Source organism: Rhodococcus sp. SB1D, from assembly GCF_048573875.1.
Lineage (GTDB): Bacteria > Actinomycetota > Actinomycetes > Mycobacteriales > Mycobacteriaceae > Rhodococcus_F > Rhodococcus_F qingshengii.
In genome coordinates this window covers 1-18,690 of sequence record NZ_JBMAIQ010000006.1, presented here as the reverse complement: position 1 = coordinate 18,690, position 18,690 = coordinate 1, and the positions used below count along the sequence as shown (strand labels likewise).

Below are 18,690 nucleotides of genomic sequence, written 5' to 3'. Positions count from 1 at the left end.
CGATGTTCCGTTCGCTGCATGCCCGCGCCCTGTGTGCGTTGGCGGTAGGTAGTGTCCTGTTGAGTGCAACTGCATGTAGTTCGGCCGAGAGTGCCCCGAAAGAAGATGTGGCGCAGAGTGGTTCATCCTGTGCTGCGTTGGATCCCAGTCTTGCGTGGTACGGCGACAACCGTGTGACGTTGGATGCCATGATGACGGAGTTCGGAACGTGTGGAGCTGCAGGTGATGTCGATGACGGAGCTCCGTTGGCGCTCTTCGACTGGGACAACACAGTTGTCAAGAACGACATCGGAAGCGCCACCGCATTCTGGATGATCAAGAACAACAAGGTGTTACAGCCTGCCGGAGGGGACTGGGCAACCACCAGCCGCTTCATGACGCCAGCCGGCGCTGCCGCACTTTCCGCCGCGTGCGGCTCCGAGACCGCGCCGGGGCAACCGTTGGCAACCAGCACCGACTTGGACTGCGCGGACGAGATCGTTGCGGTACTCGAAGAGAAGACTCGCGACGGCCAGGCCGCATTCGACGGTTACGATCACCGCCGGACAAAAGCCGCATACGCGTGGGCCGTGCAGTTGATGGCAGGGCACACCGAGGACGAGATCACCGAGTACGCCCGCGCAGCGCGTGCCGAGAATCTCGCTGCTGCAGAAGGATCCGATCAGACCGTCGGTACGACGGAAGTCGACGGCTCGGTGCGGTACTACGCGCAAATCGAAGATTTGGTGAAATCCCTCGGCGCTCATGGATTCGACGTGCGAATCATCTCCGCGTCGGCCGAACCGGTCGTTCGAGTCTGGGCGGAACAACTGGGATTGGACGCCGATCATGTGATGGGAGTTCGGCCCATCGTCGAGGGCGGGGTTCTCACCGGGCGCCTGCGTGGGTGTGGTGGCGTTGCGGACGGCGACGACTCGGTCATTCCGTACATCGACGGCAAGCGGTGCCAGGTCAACGAGGTTGTCTACGGGGTTCAAGGGCCTACGGCGTTCGAGCAGTTGGCCGCCGATCGACGTCAGGTATTTGCTGCCGGTGATTCTGTCACCGACGTGACGTTCCTCGGAGATGCGACCGGTGCGCGCCTGGTGATCAACCGCAACAATCCCGAACTGATGTGCAATGCCTACGACAACAGTGACGGGAAATGGCTGGTCAACCCCATGTTCATCGAACCGAAAGCACAGGCGGATGCTCCCTATCGCTGCTCGACCGATGCTTACACCGACGCGGTCGGGGAGAAAGGCGCCGTGACTCGTGCGGACGGCAGCGTGATCCCCGATCAGGCCGATTCCGTCGCGTGACGGTCGACTTGCCGCGGTGACTTCACAACGATCGATCGGGGTGTGATCTGATTCTGTCGAGCCCTTTGTCGGGCTGCGGAAACCCACGGGTGTCCGCTGTGATGCTGGAGCCGCAGAGGCGGCACGTGAGTAGGAGAAATCGATGGCCTTCGCTGGCAATGTGGACGAGTTGGCACTGCTCCAGGCAGTACGTCTCAAGGAGCGGGTCGGAGCGGTCGTCCTGGCCGAGCACCTGGGCGTCAGCTCGGCTTCCGGTCAAGCTGCGTACGACGCACTTGTCGCGCAGGGCAAAGCGGTCGAAGCGGAAAACGCCATCAGCCTGACCGAGAAAGGTTTGGCAGAACTCGAAGATCAGTTGGACGCCGAGCGCGTCTCGATCGACGAGGACTCCATCGGTGAGGTGTACGAGGCGTTCCTTCCCTTGGACGAGGAGTTCGCCGCGCTCATCGACGACGCAGATGCGGATTCCCTTGCAGAGTTGGATCGCCGGGCTGCAAACCTGTTCGACGATCTGTCGGCATTCGTTCCGCGGTTGTCTCGTTACCAGGATCTCTTCTCGGATGCTCTCGCGAAAGTGAAAGCGGGGGAGTCCAAGTGGATTTCCGAACCGATCATCGACTCCTACGCCACGGTGTGGGGCGAGATCCGTCAGGAACTGTTCGGGGCTGCCGGTAAGGCTTGATCCGTAGCGTTGCACCGTGACGCCGTTTCTCGAGGGCCGTCCGATTCGTGAGAACGAATCGGACGGCCTGCGGCATGTCGAGGGGCGTGAAACTCGTTACCATTGCATACAAGTCGTGACCGAGATCACTCGTACCCCCTTTCGGGGGTAGTGCGGGGGTGAGCCACATCACTACCTTTCCTCCTATCGACGGTGATGCCCACAGGGCGACACCACGGGACCACGGAGGAATCGAGTGACCACAGTCTCTCCCACAGGCGGCACCAGTGCCGCCGGCGCCGGGGGTGCGAGTGCCGCAGGTGCGACGCAGCCCCCGCAGAACACCACCAGTGTGCGGCGCGTCGCAATCGCGAGTTGTATCGGCACGACTATCGAGTTCTACGACTTCTTCATCTACGGAACCGCTGCGGCACTTGTCTTTCCGACGGTGTTCTTCCCCGCGCTCGGTGCCACTGCGGGAACTGTCGCATCGTTTGCGACTTTCGCAGTCGCATTCATTGCCCGGCCCGTCGGCGCAATGTTGTTCGGACACTTCGGTGATCGCATCGGTCGCAAGAAGACGCTGATCTCGACGCTCCTGCTCATGGGTATCTCGACGCTCCTGATCGGCTTGCTGCCCGGTGCGGCAACCATCGGTGTCGCGGCTCCGATCATCCTGGTGCTCTTGCGATTCGGCCAAGGCTTCGCGGTCGGTGGTGAATGGGCCGGCGCAACTCTGCTCACCGCGGAATACGCCCCACCGGGCAAACGTGGTCTGTATGCGATGTTCCCGCAGCTCGGCCCCGCAATCGCCTTCGTGCTCTCGAGCAGTACATTCCTCATCACCGGCGCTGTTCTCGGCGACACCAATCAGGCCTTCCTCGACTACGGCTGGCGTATCCCGTTCTTGTTCTCCATCGTGTTGGTCGGCATCGGCCTCTACATGCGACTCGCTATCGAGGAGACCCCGGTCTTCAAGGCGGAGCAGGCAGAGCGCGTTGCAGAGCAGAAGAACGAAGCACCTCGCACCCTCCCGTTCCTGGATGCCTGGCGGTTCCAGACCAAGGAAATCCTCCTCTCGGCCGGCGCCCTCGCTTGCCTGTTCGCGTTCTTCTACATGGGCACGGCGTTCCTCACGAGCTACGGAACCAAGACCCTCGGCTTCTCCCGCCCGTTCGTCCTGTCGGTCGGTATCGCTTCCGCCTTCGTCTTCGGTGCCGCGATCATCGTCTCCGCCCTGTACTCGGACCGCATCGGGCGTCGCAAGGTCATCATGATCTCTTGTGGTCTGGCTGTGGTGTGGGCGCTCATTCTGTTCCCGCTCCTGGACACCGGAACACCGATCGCGTTCATCCTCGGAATGTTCGGCACGCTGATGATCTTCGGAATCGCGTACGGCCCCTGCGGTGCGCTGCTTCCGGAAATGTTCCAGACCCGCTACCGCTACACCGGTGCCGGCCTCGGCTACAACCTCGCCGGAGTGCTCGGCGGCGCAGTGCCGCCGCTGATCGCCGCACCGCTGGCCTCGGCCTACGGGAGTATGGCCATCGGAATCATGTTGGCAATCCTCGGTGTGGTGAGTCTGGTCTGCACCTGGGCGCTCGTCGAGACCAAGGACCACGCGCTGTAACCACTGTGCGCCTTTATTAACCGCCGGCGGTTAATAAAGGCGCACAGCAGGCGGGTGGGGTGTCCGGACTCTGAACAGTTACGGCCACCCCGCACCGGGAAGTATGTCGTGCATCACACCGAATCGAGTAAATTCGTAGATGAGAGGGTCCGCTGCGGCGGCCCCTCTCATAGGTGCCTGAACAGGTAACCGGAGAGGACAGAACACATGAGTACGCCGCTGCCCAGCTATACGTCCGGAGTATGGGACGGTCCGATGCTGGGCGACACCATCGGAGACAACCTCGATCGCACGGTTGCCGCACACGGCGACCGCGATGCGTTGATCGACCACGCCAGCGGTCGACGATGGACGTACCGGGAGTTCGCCGAGCAGGTGAACGGGCTCGCTGCCGGACTACTTTCCCGTGGTGTGGGGAAGGGCGATCGGGTAGGAATCTGGGCTCCCAACTGTCCGGAATGGACGTTCACGCAATACGCGACGGCAAAGGTCGGCGCGATCCTGGTCAACATCAATCCGGCGTACCGCTCGCACGAGTTGCAGTACGTGCTCGAGCAGGCCGGGATCTCGACGCTGGTGTCTGCGGCCAGCTTCAAGACCTCGGACTACGCGTCGATGATCGAGACGGTGCGGCCGCAGTGCCCGGATCTGACGTCGGTGCTCCTGCTCGGTTCACCCGAGTGGGACGCGGTGCTTGCAGACGGCTTGGCGGCGCAGGCAAGCGATCCGGCTCCGCTCGCCGCAGCCCAGGCCGCGTTGTCGGCCGACGACGCGATCAACATCCAATACACCTCGGGTACTACCGGTTTCCCGAAGGGCGCGACGCTCAGTCACCACAACATCCTCAACAACGGCTATTTCGTCGGCGAGTTGTGCCACTACAGCGAGGTCGATCGGGTGTGCATCCCGGTGCCGTTCTACCACTGTTTCGGCATGGTGATGGGCAACCTTGCGTGCACCAGTCACGGTGCTGCCATGGTCATTCCGGGTCCGGCTTTCGATCCGCGTGCTTCGCTCGAAGCCGTTCAGGCTGAAAAGTGCACGTCCCTCTACGGCGTTCCGACGATGTTCATCGCGGAGTTGGCGTTGCCTGACTTCGACAGCTTCGATCTGTCGTCCCTTCGCACCGGCATCATGGCGGGCTCGCCCTGCCCGGTCGAGGTGATGAAGCAGGTCATCGATCGCATGGGCATGTCGGAGGTGTCCATCTGCTACGGCATGACGGAGACCTCGCCGGTGTCGTTGCAGACCCGCTCGGACGATTCGATCGAGCAGCGCACCGAAACGGTCGGCCGGGTAGGGCCGCATCTCGAGATCAAGATCGTCGATCCGGCAACCGGATTGACGGTGCCCCGTGGCGAGCCGGGTGAACTGTGCACGCGTGGTTACTCGGTCATGCTCGGATACTGGGAGAACCCGGAGAAGACCGCCGAGGCGATCGACGCTGCCCGGTGGATGCACACCGGAGACATCGGAGTCATGGACGAGGCCGGATACGTCGCCATCACGGGACGCATCAAGGACATGGTCATCCGCGGTGGCGAGAACGTCTATCCGCGTGAGATCGAGGAGTTTCTCTACACCCACCCCGACATTCTCGATGCGCAGGTCATCGGCGTACCCGACGCAAAGTACGGCGAGGAATTGATGGTGTGGGTCCAGATGCGCGAAGGTGCAGACGATCTCGACGCCGATTCGGTCCGCGCGTTCTGCACCGGCAAGCTCGCGCACTACAAGATTCCGCGGTACGTCCATGTCGTCGACGAGTTCCCGATGACAGTCACGGGCAAGGTCCGCAAGATCGCGATGCGAGAACAGGCGATCGAATTGATCGGTCAGGCCTGAGAGTATGTCCGCGAACCCAGGGGAGCGTGAGCCGGTACGCCCCGAGATCGCGCTCTCCTGGAAGCGTTCTCGACTCAGTGGCCTCGACCCGTCGTCGGCCATCGCCGTGGACACCGAGGAGCAGGACGGTGAGTCTCGTCTGCTCCGGGCCGCCGCACCCGTGCTCGACGAAGTTTCGCAACAGATCGCGGGCACCGGTTTCTGCGTGCTGCTTGCTGATCGCGAATGCCGCGTGGTCGCTTCGGTGTACTCCGACAGTCGCGTCGAGCGAACGATCGAGCGGTTGGGTGTCGTCAACGGTTCACGCTTCGGTGAAGAGCACGCCGGCACCAACGCGCTCGGTACGCCCCTCGAGGTCGGACGAAGCGTGGTGATCCACGGTGACGAGCATTTCCTCGACAGCCTCAAGGGTTTGAGCTGCTACGGACAGCCGATCCTGCATCCCGTCACACGTCGTGTCGAAGGCATTCTCGACATGACCGGCGTTGTCTCGCAGGCCAACCCACTGTTCGCGCCCTTCCTTGCGCGTGCTGCAGCGGACATCGAGAAACGGCTGCTCGAAGGCTCGAAAGCATCGGAGCAGCGGCTAGTCGACGCATTCCAGCGAGTTTCACATCAGCGCCACATTGCCGTCGCGGCCATCGGCGACGACATCCTGCTGAGCAACCGAACCGCTTTGGATCTGCTCGACACCGCAGACCATGTATCGCTCCGTTCCTTGATTGCCGACCTGAATCCGGACCAATCACGATTGGTGACAGTCGAATTGGCGTCCGGCGCGCTGGCGCGAGTTCAAGCCGACCGGATTTCCGGGGCTGACGGTGGTGCGCTCTTCCTGGTCGAACCACTCCAACGGGAACGGGCACCGATCCGCAGAACGCACGAGCGGGCACCGTCTCCCGGCGAACGACTGCGGCGCGACCTGATGCGGGCGCGGGCAACCTCTGCCGCCGTGGCGATCTCGGGTGAAGCGGGATCCGGCCGAACCTCGGCAGCATCGGACGTAGTCGGCAGTGTCGATGCGAGTTGGCTCGATGCCACGCGAATCGCGTTCGACGGCCGTGAGCAGTGGGTCACCGATCTCGTGCGAGCATCCCGTAAGCGTTCGGGCGTGGTCGTGATCGAACAGGTACAACTCCTTCCTGACTCGGTGTTGCCGCTGGTCGCAGACCTGATCGACGCCAGCGCCGAGGGGCCGAAAATCGTACTGACCAGCGGAGCGGCAGTTGATCTTCCGCCGACCATCGCCGCGCTGCTCTCACGATGCGCCTCCCGGGTTGTCATCACCCCACTGCGCGAGCGACAGGCTGAGATCGCCGAGTTGGCACAAGTCATGTTGGAGGGGATCTCACCAGAACTGAGATTGACCGCCAGCGCTGCCGAAGCACTCGCGGCGGCCAACTGGCCGGGCAACCTGGCCGAATTGCGCGTCGTGTTGAATCGCGCCTCGGATGAACGCTCGAGCAATCGCATCGACGTCGCTGATCTGCCCGAGGACTATCGCACCACGACCAAGGTGTCGCGGTTGGCAGGGCGGGAGAAAGCCGAGCGCCAGGCGATCATCGGAGCGTTGAAAGACTGCGGCGGCAACAAGGTTCACGCGTCGGCGCAACTCGGAATCAGCCGAAGCACTCTCTATACACGGATGCGGGCGCTCGACATCACTGTGTAGTTTGCTGTCCGACTTCAGTTGTACAAAGTTCGGACAGTTAGCACCCCCGGAAGCGCGGAAGTATGGCGTGCATCACATTCGCACCTCACTACTTCAGGGGAGTTTCCGATGACGGCAGTAGCCGAACACACCATCAGTTCCGCGGTACAGGGTTTCCTGAACGGACCGAAGAAGCTCTACATCGGCGGCGAATTCGTCGACGCCGCTTCGGGTCAGACCTTCGCGACGTACAACCCGGCTGACGGACAGAAGCTCGCAGACGTGGCACACGGTCAGGCCGAAGACATCGACCGCGCGGTACGTGCCGCTCGAACGGCTTTCGAGGACGGCCCCTGGTCACGTATGAAGGCAAACGAGCGCGAGCGGATGATCTGGCGCGTCGGCGACATTCTCAGTGCTCGTGCCGAGGAATTCGGTCAGCTCGAAGCTCTCGACAACGGCAAGTCCGTTGCCATCGCCACCGCCGTCGACGTGGCTTGGGCCGCAGACGTTTTCCGCTACTACGCGGGTTGGGCCACCAAGATCGAAGGCAGCACTGTCAACGTGTCGATGCCCTTCTCTCCGGGCGGCGAGTTCCACGCCTACACCCTGCGTGAGGCAATCGGCGTCTGTGGACTGATCGTGCCGTGGAACTTCCCGCTGCTGATGTCGTCGTGGAAGCTCGCCCCCGCGCTCGCCGCCGGCAACACGGTGATCCTCAAGCCCGCTGAGCAGACCCCGCTCACCGCACTGCTTCTCGCGGAGGTCTTCGAAGAAGCAGGCTTCCCGCCCGGCGTCGTCAACATCGTTCCCGGCTTCGGCGATGCAGGTGCTGCTCTGTCCGGCCACGACGACGTGGACAAGGTTGCGTTCACCGGTTCCACCGAGGTGGGTAAGAAGATCGTCGACGCCGCCAAGGGCAATCTGAAGAAGGTTACGCTCGAGCTCGGTGGCAAGAGCCCCAATATCGTGTTCGCCGACGCCGATTTCGATTCCGCGGTGGAGGGTTCGCTCAACGCGTGGCTGTTCAACCACGGACAGTGCTGCGTTGCGGGTACTCGTCTGTACGTCGAGGACACCATCTTCGAGAAGTTCACCGAGGCCGTCGCGCACGCAGCGAGCCAGGTCAAGATCGGACCCGGCCTCGATCCCACCACCCAGCTCGGACCGCTGGTCTCGCAGGAGCAGTTCGACAAGGTGACCGGCTACCTGCGTGAGGGAATCGCCGACGGCGCACGTGCACTGACGGGCGGCAACCGCTGGGGCGATCAGGGCTACTTCGTCGAGCCGACCGTCTTCGTTGACGTCAAGCCCGAATTCTCCATCGTTCAGGAGGAGATCTTCGGACCCGTCGTGGCGGCGCTGCCGTTCAACGCGGACGACGGACCGATCACTGCCGCAAACGATTCCATCTACGGCTTGGCCGCCGGCATCTGGACCCGGGACATTTCCAAGGCTCACCGCACGGCGAAGCGCTTGAAGGCCGGTTCGGTGTGGATCAACCAGTACAACGGCTTCGACACTGCAATGCCCTTCGGTGGATACAAGCAGTCCGGCTGGGGCCGCGAGCTCGGCGCTTCGGCTATCGATCTCTACACCCAGACCAAGGCCGTCAACATCGCTCTCTGACCGACCCCATCGCTCATTCTCTCGTCCGACAATCAAGGAGATCACCAGTGAAGACCAAAGCTGCTGTACTGCTCGAGCCCGGAAAGCCTTTCGAGATCATGGAACTCGACCTCGACGGCCCGGGTGTGGGTGAGGTACTGATCAAGTACACCGCTGCCGGACTGTGCCATTCGGATCTGCACCTGACCGACGGTGATCTCCCGCCGCGTTACCCGATCGTCGGCGGACACGAAGGCTCGGGCATCATCGAAGAGGTCGGCCCAGGCGTCACGAAGGTCAAGCCGGGCGACCATGTCGTGTGTAGCTTCATCCCCAACTGCGGCACCTGTCGCTACTGCTCGACCGGTCGCCAGAACCTCTGCGACATGGGTGCCACCATCCTCGAAGGCTCGATGCCCGACGGTTCCTTCCGTTTCCACGGCAACGGAATGGATTTCGGCGGAATGTGCATGTTGGGAACGTTCTCCGAGCGCGCCACCATTTCTCAGCACTCGGTAGTCAAGATCGACGACTGGCTTCCCTTGGAGACAGCGGTGGTCGTCGGCTGCGGCGTGCCTTCGGGTTGGGGAACGGCAGTAAATGCCGGTAACCTTCGCGCCGGTGACACCGCTGTGATCTACGGCATCGGTGGTCTCGGCATCAACGCCGTCCAGGGCGCCGTTTCGGCCGGCTGCAAGTACGTCGTTGTGGTCGATCCGGTTGCTCTCAAGCGTGAGACCGCACTGAAGTTCGGTGCAACCCATGCCTTTGCAGACGCCGAGAGCGCTGCTGCCAAGGTCAACGAGCTGACGTGGGGACAGGGTGCCGACGCTGCGCTCATCCTTGTCGGCACCGTCGACGAGGACGTGGTCAGTGCAGCGACGGCAGTGATCGGCAAGGGTGGCACCGTGGTGATCACGGGACTCGCCGACCCCGCCAAGCTGACCGTTCACGTGTCGGGTACCGACCTGACGCTGAATCAGAAGACGATCAAGGGCACGTTGTTCGGGTCCATGAATCCGCAGTACGACATCGTGCGACTGCTGCGTCTCTACGATGCCGGTCAGCTCAAGCTCGACGAACTGATCACCAACACCTACAGCCTCGAAGACGTCAACAAGGGCTACCAGGATCTACGTGACGGCAAGAACATCCGTGGCGTGATCATTCACGACAAGTAACCCCAAGTGCTGTGCGCCTTTATTAACCGCCCGCGGTTAATAAAGGCGCACAGCACTATTTCTTGGCTTTCGACAAAATCTGCATCAACTGAAGTAGCGCCGAGAACTTCGCGAACACCGAGCGCGAGACCACCGGACCGAAAGCCGCGGTGTCGGTTGCGTCGAAGGCGTCGAGCAGATCGCGGAAACTTTCGACCTGTTTGACCATCGCGTCGAGATCGACGTGCGTGACTGTGTCGGCGTCACGCAGAGCGAGCAGGTACTGCGGCGCCGTCACCAAGGCGACTGCCGGGATCTTCCGCTCGAACAGTGGTTCACCCTCGCCGAAATGAATGACCGGTCCTGGCGCCACGATTCGGCGATCGCCTGCCCCGATGTCGCGCCACAGCGGTGCAACGATGTCGTGTACTTCCCGACTCGTCGCGTAGAGCAGTTCCGGTTCCGGAGTGGTCTCCAACGAATAGCTGCCGATCGAGGTGTTCTCGGTATCACCCAGTGCGCCGAGGTGTTCGATTGCGATCCCCGCTACTGCGCGCGCCTGACCGTCTTCGCCCTTCCACATCTCGGGGTGTGCTTCGAGCCAGGTGGACGTTGCCTGTCCGTGCTTGGACACCGCTGGAATGCGAAGGTGGCCGGTCGTCAGCACAAAAACGTACGACCGTCGATGCGGCTGCGCGACGGCGTGCCGCGCCAAGGCCAACATTCCCAGATGCCCGTTCTCCTCGACGCCGTTGGTTCCGTCGCTGTGAGTGATGAGCAGAATCGTCTCTTCCGGTGATGTCCCCGGGGATACCGCCCACACCGTGTCGGTCCGGGTGTCCGGATGCAGAGTTGCATCCAGAACCAGAGTGGCCCGCTGGCCCGAACGAGCTGCAGCGACAACCTTCCTGCCCTCGTCGCCGGCCACCCAGACGGCGGGGATGTCGTTGTACGGCTGCGTGAACGGAAGATATTGTCCCAGCGCGTTGTCCGGAGCGATGTCACGCCACACCGCGATCACGCCGAGCACTCCGGCTTTGCGGGCCTTGTCGAGTTTCGGGCCAAGAAGAGTCGCGGAGAGAACCGGATTTCGAAGAGTCTCGTCGGTGGCGATCGGACCCCACTCGCTGACCAGTAGTTTGCGGGGAAGATCGATGTGCGGGACCTCGATCACTGCGATCGCGCCCTTGGCCAAGGACCACTTGGGGCGTCGCGCGCTGACGTGGACCAGGGGAGCGGAGACTCCCTGAGGCCCGGTCAATCCCGAGTAGGGGAATGCGGACGAAACCTTGATCGGTCCCGTCGGCAATTCGATGCGAAGTCCGTCAGACGTTGCCGGTAGATCCCAGCGTTCGAAAGTGTGTGAATCACGCCGGACTTCGAGACCCAGTTCGGTCAGTTCGTTCGCGACTTCCTCCACCACCGCGTGGTGTGAAGGTGATCCCGTCAATCGTGGCCCTCGCGCGTCGAGTCGCTGTTGGCCTGCAAGGAGGAGATCGCGATCGACGGCCTGGCCGTGATTCATGGGATTGCCTTTCGTACTACGCGACGTCTGCTCTGGTGAGGCGCCTGCCCGTGTCGTGTCCACGGTACCGAGCGGTCTGAAAAGGAGACGGAGAGCGCGCCGGATATGCCGTTTTCGCAGATATACCAGGTGCCAACGAGCCGGTCGGTCCGTACCGTATGACCTTGGCACCGAAAGACTCCGTGTTCTTCGGACAGACCAGTCCACGGCGAGAGAGGCCTACGTTGGCTACGTATCTTTACAGGTTGGGGAAGTTCGCTTTCCGCCACAAGTATCTTGTGGTGGCCGCGTGGATTATCGTGATCGCGGTGGTGGGGGGCGCTATCAGCGCCACAAATCCGACGTTCTCCAAAGAATTCAACCTTCCGGGCACCGATTCACAGCGTGCGACCGAGTTGATGAACGAGAACTTTGCAGCTGCAGCGGAGCAGCAAACTCAGGCGTCGACCAGTATTCTCATCGCGGCAGACGACGGGCTTGCCGCGCACAGCGATCAGATCGATCAGTTGATCGCGCAGGCGAAGACGTTGCCGGACATCGTCGATCCCGAGAAGATCGTCAATCCGGTCACTCTCGCGGAGGCCAATCCAGCGGTGGCGTCGGCCGTTCTCGGCGACAACGGCAAGGTCGGGCTGATCCAGCTCAATCAGTCGATTCGCATCGAGGATCAGACGCAGGCCAACAAGACCGCGTTCCTCGACTTGATGGCAAAGTTCCGCACCGGCGGCTTGCAAGTCGAAGGAACCGGCTCGATGATGCAGGTGCAGGCCGCGGGCGGTCTGTCGGAGATGCTCGGCTTCGCGGTGGCGTTCATCGTGATGATCGTGGCGTTCGGTGCACTCATCGCGGCGTTCATCCCGTTGTTCACTGCAATTCTGGGAATTGCGCTGGCCACTCTGACTGTCACCCTCGGCTCGGGCTTCTTCGACATCAACGAAGGCGTCACGGGAATCGTCACGATGATCGGCATCGCAGTCTCGATCGACTACGCGTTGTTCATCGTGTCGCGCTACCGCAGTGAGCTCAACCTGGGCGGAACCAGGGAAGCCGCCGCCGGACGCGCAGTAGGTACTGCCGGTTCGTCTGTCGTATTCGCAGGCCTGACAGTGGTGGTTGCGCTGGCGGCCCTGGCGGTGGTCGGGGTTCCGATGATCACGCAGATGGGAATCTCGGCAGCGGTTGCCGTCATCATCGCTGTGCTCGGCGCAATCACATTGATCCCAGCGGTTCTGGGTATCTTCGGCCGATTCGCGTTCTCGCCTCGTATCCCCGGGCTGCGCCACGGTGACGAGCCCGAGACGATGGAATCCAACGGACATCGCTGGGCCAAGATAGTCACCAAGTACCCGTGGCCGATCGCGGGTGCTGCGCTGGTGCTTCTGGTGATCGCGGCTATTCCGATGACGAAGCTCGAACTCGGACTCTCGTTCACTCAGGACGAAGAGCGGCCGGCACTTGCCCTGCTGCAACGTGGGTTCGGTGAAGGCGTCAATGGCGAATTGTTCGTCGTGCTCGACGCGCCTGACGGCACCGACATCACCGCGATTGCCGAAGGCACTGTCGCGCACATCAAGGGCCTCGACAACGTCGCAACTCCGGATCAGTTGATGTGGGTCGGAAACGGACCGGACGCAGCAAACCCGATGGCGGGCGCCAACTCTGCGCTGATCGCGGTCACCCCGCAGATGTCACCGAGCGGCCCCGAAACCCACGAGCTGATGAATCAGATCCGGGATTACGGATCGACGGTGAAATCGGAAGGCGCAGAACTCGGTGTAGCGGGGCAAACCGCGATCGTTGCCGACATGTCGTCGAAGCTCAGTTCCGCGCTCATCCCGTATCTCATCGTGGTTGTGGGGCTGGCGTTCATCATCATGATGGTCGTCTTCCGCTCGATCCTGGTGCCGCTGACCGCAACTCTCGGATTCCTGTTTTCCGTCTGTGCGACCTTCGGCGCCACGGTGGCCATCTTCCAGGAGGGCGACTTCGGGCTGATCGAGCACACACAACCCATCATCTCGTTCCTGCCGATCTTCATGATCGGTGTGGTCTTCGGGTTGGCGATGGACTATCAAGTGTTCCTCGTGACGCGAATGCGCGAGGAATACGTGCACGGATTGTCGGCCAAGGACGCCATCATCTCCGGCTACACCCATGGTGCTCGCGTGGTCGCGTCGGCGGCCATCATCATGATCTCCGTGTTCGGCGCATTCATGCTGTCCTCGGAGACGACAAGCAAGATGATGGGCTTCGGCCTCGCGGCTGCAGTCTTCTTCGACGCCTTCATCATCCGCATGATCGTGATCCCTGCGGTCATGTCGATTCTCGGTGATTCGGCATGGAAGTTGCCGGCGTGGCTCGACAAGATCCTGCCGAACGTCGACATCGAGGGTGAAGCGATTCGACGGATTCCGATCGAGCAGGATCCGGATTCCGATCCAGACCCGAATCAGGTGCCTGTGAGGGTGTAAGCACTCAGGCAGTCAGAACGGGGGGCCAGTTGCACAGCAACTGGCACCCCGTTCTTCTGTGTTCATACGGAGCTCGCGCGATAGGAAACCATCCGGTTGGTAACAGAAATTGCTGTGATCGCGACAGGAATTCCAGAGGCGACGCGCATCGGGGGCGAGCCGTGACGGTGACTGCGAGGGTACGTGTCGAAGGAGCAAACCGATTTGAAGCGGGCCGAGAAGTGGACCTTCGCGCTGACGGTCGTCTCCCTGATCGCCGGTGGGACAGTGGTTGCCGGGCTGGTGGATCGGTGGAGCAGTTCGCCGTCCGATGACATCTCGGTAGCTGCGTCATCTTCGATCACCATGACATCCACACCGGACGAGATTCCGGCGGAAGACGTGCCTGAATTCTCGTACGTCACGCCGAGCGCGGTGTACCCGACAACGATTCCGGGTTGTGAAAGCGTCGAAGCGCCGGAGGAGGATTCGTTCTTCTCCTATATTCTCGACGGATCTGATACGTACGACGATCCACGCTTTCCGTGGTTCTCGAGTGCCAAGGCCGCCGCGATGTCGGAAGCGGTCAAGCAGGCGCTCCCGAAAGATGTCGAGCTGAAGTTCGCCAGCCCGGGTAATTCGCTGCAGTTCGGGCCGATCTCTGCACCTTCGAACACAGATGGGCTGCCCGAGGGTTTCTCGCTCGAGGAGTTGGCGTCCACCACTGCGTCCGGGACGCTGATTCGGGACGGGAAGATCGGCGCGCTCAGCCTGATGCTGCACTCGAGTTCTGATCCGATCCCATCGTGTGTTGCGGGGTCGCTCGTCGAACGTCGGGTGCTGGCTGACCAGTCGGTAGTGGATCTGCAGGATACGTGGAGCGAAACCAATGGTGTACGCACCCTTGGTCGGTCGGCGATGTTGTACGGAGTCGACGGGACCCGTATTCAGGCGTATGTCAACGACACTAACAACGACGGAGGTCGGAACGCCGAGAGTTCCGGCGTGGTGCCACTGACTCTCGACGACCTTGTAACCCTTGTCGAAATGCCACAGCTGCGAATCACTACTCCAGTTCCCCCGGGTACGGCACCCCTTTCGCCCGGGTGCCACGGGATCCCTCGAGACTCTAGCGACGTGGCTGAACTCGATCGCGCGACGATCGAACGTCTCAACGCGGTACTCGAGATCAGATGGCGCGCTGTATCTCCGGGTTTTCCGATTCTTGATACCGGACCGGGCACTCTGACGGTGGCGGAGAATGACAAGTCCACTGCATGTCAGAGACTTCTCACCCGGACGGGAGACAGCGAGTCGACGCTCAACATGACAATTACCGGCGGACAACCACTCCCTACGGAGCCCAACAAATACGACCCTTCCTACGACGGGCACCCCTTGGAGGTCGTGACGCGACCGGATGGATCCGTGATCGAGCGAGACGAACGGAACTACGCGACCGTGCCCATGACAAATGACGGCTCGAAAGCAGAATCGACGCAGGAAACGAGCAGGTCGGTGGTCGTCACCCGCCCGAATGGGACCCAAGTCTCGGTTTCGTCGTCGGCTGCGATCCCGAGCGATCCGATGACGTTCGAGCAGTTGGAGTTTCTCGCGACGACCGAAGGCTTGGAGATTCGATGAGCACCAGATTCTCCCCGAAATCGCGACTTCGGATCGCGGCCGCCGCAGCCGTAGTCACCGCCACTGCCGCCATCGCCACGGTGGTCACGTCGACGAGTTCTGGCCCGACAGCGATCTCGTCGCAGCTATGGAGCGTCGAGGCCTCCGAGATTCTCGGGCGCGAGTTCGCGATCTTCCGGAGCCCGCTTGTTGGAACCGAATTCAACATGGACATGGGCGGATTCATCGACGCCGGATCACTCGTGGTCACGATGATCGGTATGCCGGACCGCCAGGCATACTCGCTGGACGACGCGGAATTGGTCGCACTCGATGCCGACAACGGCACTGTCCGTTGGCGCACGTCGGCGGTCGACGTCGGTGGTTGCTCCGAGACTCTGCTCGGCAGTTCGGTGCTGTGTTTCTCCGGGCCGTACGTATCCGGTGGTTCGTACTCACTTTTCGACATCGAGACAGGAGAGCGTCGAGACGTCAAGACGCCGTGGGCACCGATCATCGCGGTTGTCTCGGGTGATACGGTCCTCGCGCTCGAGGGTGATATCGAGAGCAACGACGTTCGCGTGCACAGCGGAACCGTCGACGATCCGGAAGCGAACTGGTCCAAAGCGTTCGACGTCGGTGGATCGTGGGAAGCCGGATACGTCGATCCGGTGATGTCGGTGCACGGCGATCTGGGTGTGATCGCTCTCGACGAGTCTCTGGGATTCGACCTGAAGACCGGCGAACAGCGGTGGGTACACGGTTACTCCACCTGTTCGACCGCGCATACGTCGTCGGACGGTGTGACATTGGTGTCGGACGGCGGTTGCGAAGGGAACGGCCGGCCGACAAGTGAGTACGCACTCGATCAGTACGGGCGCGAGTTCGCCAGGACGGACGAACTGCCCTCGGAGTCCTCGTACTACGGCGGGCGATACAGCCGAGATGATCCCGCGGGAAGATCGACTCCGATCATTCTGGGACACAGCGGTTTCGACCGGACTTCCGGCGAGAAATTGTGGTCCAACAGTGAACTCTTCGACACCGCACAGTCGTTGGCGGTGATCGGCAACGTGGTTGCCGTGACCCGTTCCGGTTCCGGACCCGAGGTCCAGTTCGTGGACCTCTTCACCGGTGAGGTCCTGTGGCGATCGAACGCCGAGCGCGCCGGGGAGGTTGTCTGGCACGGCGATGTCGTTATCGACGAGGGAAACGTCTACGGAACGGATGTCCGTACGGGCCAACGTAGTTGGGAGGTTCGGGTGGATCAGGACGGGGACGACGAGTTCACGCCTTGGGCGATGCCGCGGGAGCTGTGGGCGGGGGACAAGATGCTGTTGCGTTCCAGTGAAGACCGCATCACGGCGTTGAAACTGTCTTGAGTGCTTCGGCCTCCGGTGCCGGAACAGTTTTCCCGGTGATCGGATCGACTTCCTCGAGCGGTGGAACGTCTTCTCCGTCGAGCACTCGGCGCATGCGCTCCTTGTCGAGCTGCCCCTCCCAATTGGCGACCACGAAGGTTGCGACACAGTTCCCGAGCAGGTTCACCGACACCCGCATCGAATCCATGATTCGATCGGCGCCCAGTAGGAGAGCGACTGCGGCGACGGGAATTGCGCCGTGACCGATTGCGGCCACGGTGGCCGACAGCGCCAGGAATGACGATCCCGGCACGCCGGCCATTCCCTTCGAGGTGAGCATCAGAACCAGGACGGCAGTGATCTGTTCACCGAGTGTCAGGTCCACGCCGAGTGCCTGCGCCAGAAACAGCATGCAGATCGACAGGTACAGCGTTGCGCCGTCGAGATTGAACGAGTAGCCGGTAGGCACCACCAATCCTGTTGTAGTGCGCGAGCATCCGGCGTTGGTGAGCTTGACCATGATTCGGGGCAGAACTACTTCGGTCGACGCCGTTCCCAAAGCGAGGAAGAGTTCGTCCTTGATGTACTTGACGAATTTCCACAGGTTCACGCCCGCGAAGTACCTGACTATCGCGGCCAGGATGAGGATGAACAGGACGGCGGCGAGATAGCATGCGGCGATCAGCTTTCCGTAACTTCCGAGCGAAGCGATCCCGTACTGACCGACGATGTACGCCATCGCGCCCAAAGCGCCCAACGGCGCCAGTCTCATGATCCAGCCGATGATCGTGAAGAACAGATGGCTCAGACGATCGACGAGTTCGAACACGATCGGTGGTCCACTCTCACCCGCCTTGGCCAATGCGAGCCCGAACAGTACGGCGAAGAAGAGGACTTGGAGGAGTGCGTTCTCGGCGAAGGCCGAAACTATCGACACCGGAATGATATTGAGCAGGAATTCGACGGTGTGGGGAAGTTCGCCACTTCCGGTCTTGGCTGCCACGGCGTCCGCACCGTTCGCCAGCGTCTCCGGATCGATGTCGAATCCCGCACCCGGCTTCATCAGATTTCCGATGAGCAGCCCGAACAACAGGGCGAAGGTGGTCACGACCTCGAAGTAGATGAGTGCTTTGACGCCGATACGCCCCACGGCCTTCAGATCCCCGACGTGGGCGATCCCGATCACAACGGTGCAGAAGATGATCGGCGCGATCAGCATTTTGATCAGCTTGATGAACCCGTCGGCGAGGGGCTTGAGGTTCGCGCCGAATTCCGGCCACAACCAGCCGATGAGAACACCGATGACGATAGCGGCGATCAATTGCACGAACAGTGATCGGTACCAGGGCGGCTTGTTGGCGAGTCGCGCGAGCTCGCTGTTCGGCAGTTTTACGGAAGTTGGCATGGATGGGAACGGTAGGTCCGCTTGATTGCGAAAAAATAACTCGCGAATGTCGTGGATGTAACGCGTCGAGGTTGCATCTCGGACAACAATTCGGTCAACAAGCGACAGTTGTGTGTGACTGTGGTTATTGTTTCTCTGAGCGGTGATCTTCCGTCCGCGTGCATGCACGACGTGTGAGAGGGGCTGTCATGGGGCAAATTATCGGAACCATCATTTTCGGCGCAGTCATCGGAATCCTGGCTCGTCTCGTACTGCCAGGTAAGCAGCAGTACGGCATGATCGTGACCGTCGTGCTGGGTATCGCCGGAGCGCTTATCGGGTACTGGGTCTGGGGAGCGATCTCGGACAAGGGCGACACGGGTGGAATCGACTGGATCCGCTGGATCATCAGCATCGCCGCGGCGGCCGTGCTCTCGATCGGCTACAGCGCCGTCACGGGCAAGAAATAGCAAGCCAACGCAATTCGCGAA

The 18,690-nt window shown here is 61.6% G+C and carries 13 protein-coding genes; 11 read left to right on the top strand and 2 right to left on the bottom strand.

The window, feature by feature from the left end; translation table 11 throughout:
* Window positions 1-2: 2 nt before the first annotated feature.
* From ACN50D_RS14950 to ACN50D_RS14920, 7 genes are all read left to right on the top strand, one after another.
* Window positions 3-1,301, top strand: coding sequence for an HAD family hydrolase (locus ACN50D_RS14950; RefSeq protein WP_212633880.1), 1,299 nt, complete (start codon window positions 3-5; stop codon window positions 1,299-1,301).
* Window positions 1,302-1,443: 142 nt separating this feature from the next.
* The gene (locus ACN50D_RS14945; RefSeq protein WP_075832704.1) at window positions 1,444-1,983 is read left to right on the top strand and encodes a hypothetical protein; all 540 of its coding nucleotides are present in this window, start codon (window positions 1,444-1,446) and stop codon (window positions 1,981-1,983) included.
* A 331-nt stretch (window positions 1,984-2,314) separates the two neighbouring features.
* Entirely contained in the window at window positions 2,315-3,592 is a 1,278-nt protein-coding gene (locus ACN50D_RS14940; protein ID WP_020906868.1) for an MFS transporter, read from the top strand.
* A 207-nt stretch (window positions 3,593-3,799) separates the two neighbouring features.
* Window positions 3,800-5,437 carry an AMP-binding protein gene (locus ACN50D_RS14935; RefSeq protein ID WP_039973143.1) on the top strand — a complete coding sequence of 546 codons (1,638 nt, stop codon included), beginning with the start codon at window positions 3,800-3,802 and terminating at the stop codon, window positions 5,435-5,437.
* 4 nt (window positions 5,438-5,441) lie between these two features.
* Entirely contained in the window at window positions 5,442-7,109 is a 1,668-nt protein-coding gene (locus tag ACN50D_RS14930; protein ID WP_058038111.1) for a sigma-54-dependent Fis family transcriptional regulator, read from the top strand.
* 108 nt (window positions 7,110-7,217) lie between these two features.
* Complete coding sequence (locus ACN50D_RS14925) at window positions 7,218-8,717, top strand: aldehyde dehydrogenase family protein (RefSeq protein ID WP_019744236.1); 1,500 nt, start codon at window positions 7,218-7,220, stop codon at window positions 8,715-8,717.
* Window positions 8,718-8,764: 47 nt separating this feature from the next.
* A complete protein-coding gene (locus ACN50D_RS14920; RefSeq protein WP_003942086.1) occupies window positions 8,765-9,877 on the top strand; it encodes an NDMA-dependent alcohol dehydrogenase in 1,113 nt (370 codons plus the stop codon).
* 55 nt (window positions 9,878-9,932) lie between these two features.
* Here the strand turns inward: ACN50D_RS14920 and ACN50D_RS14915 are convergent, their stop codons facing one another.
* Window positions 9,933-11,381, bottom strand: coding sequence for a hypothetical protein (locus ACN50D_RS14915; protein ID WP_064443338.1), 1,449 nt, complete (start codon window positions 11,379-11,381; stop codon window positions 9,933-9,935).
* Window positions 11,382-11,605: 224 nt separating this feature from the next.
* On the opposite strand from ACN50D_RS14915, the gene ACN50D_RS14910 reads away from it, so the two are divergent.
* From ACN50D_RS14910 to ACN50D_RS14900, 3 genes are all read left to right on the top strand, one after another.
* On the top strand, window positions 11,606-13,852 hold the full coding sequence (locus ACN50D_RS14910; RefSeq protein ID WP_047268953.1) for an MMPL family transporter: 2,247 nt from the start codon (window positions 11,606-11,608) through the stop codon (window positions 13,850-13,852).
* Between the two features lie 183 nt (window positions 13,853-14,035).
* Window positions 14,036-15,475, top strand: a complete 1,440-nt coding sequence (locus ACN50D_RS14905) for a hypothetical protein (RefSeq protein ID WP_064443339.1) — start codon at window positions 14,036-14,038, stop codon at window positions 15,473-15,475.
* The gene (locus tag ACN50D_RS14900; RefSeq protein WP_118606285.1) at window positions 15,472-16,836 is read left to right on the top strand and encodes a PQQ-binding-like beta-propeller repeat protein; all 1,365 of its coding nucleotides are present in this window, start codon (window positions 15,472-15,474) and stop codon (window positions 16,834-16,836) included. Before ACN50D_RS14905 ends, ACN50D_RS14900 begins: the two co-directional genes overlap by 4 nt.
* Here ACN50D_RS14900 and dctA read toward each other — a convergent pair.
* Window positions 16,814-18,220, bottom strand: a complete 1,407-nt coding sequence (gene dctA / locus ACN50D_RS14895) for a C4-dicarboxylate transporter DctA (protein ID WP_064443341.1) — start codon at window positions 18,218-18,220, stop codon at window positions 16,814-16,816. The genes ACN50D_RS14900 and dctA overlap by 23 nt on opposite strands.
* 188 nt (window positions 18,221-18,408) lie before the next feature.
* Here dctA and ACN50D_RS14890 point away from each other — a divergent pair, with 188 nt between their 5' ends.
* Window positions 18,409-18,669: a GlsB/YeaQ/YmgE family stress response membrane protein gene (locus ACN50D_RS14890; protein WP_003942027.1), complete on the top strand. Its 261-nt coding sequence runs from the start codon at window positions 18,409-18,411 to the stop codon at window positions 18,667-18,669.
* Window positions 18,670-18,690 lie beyond the last annotated feature (21 nt).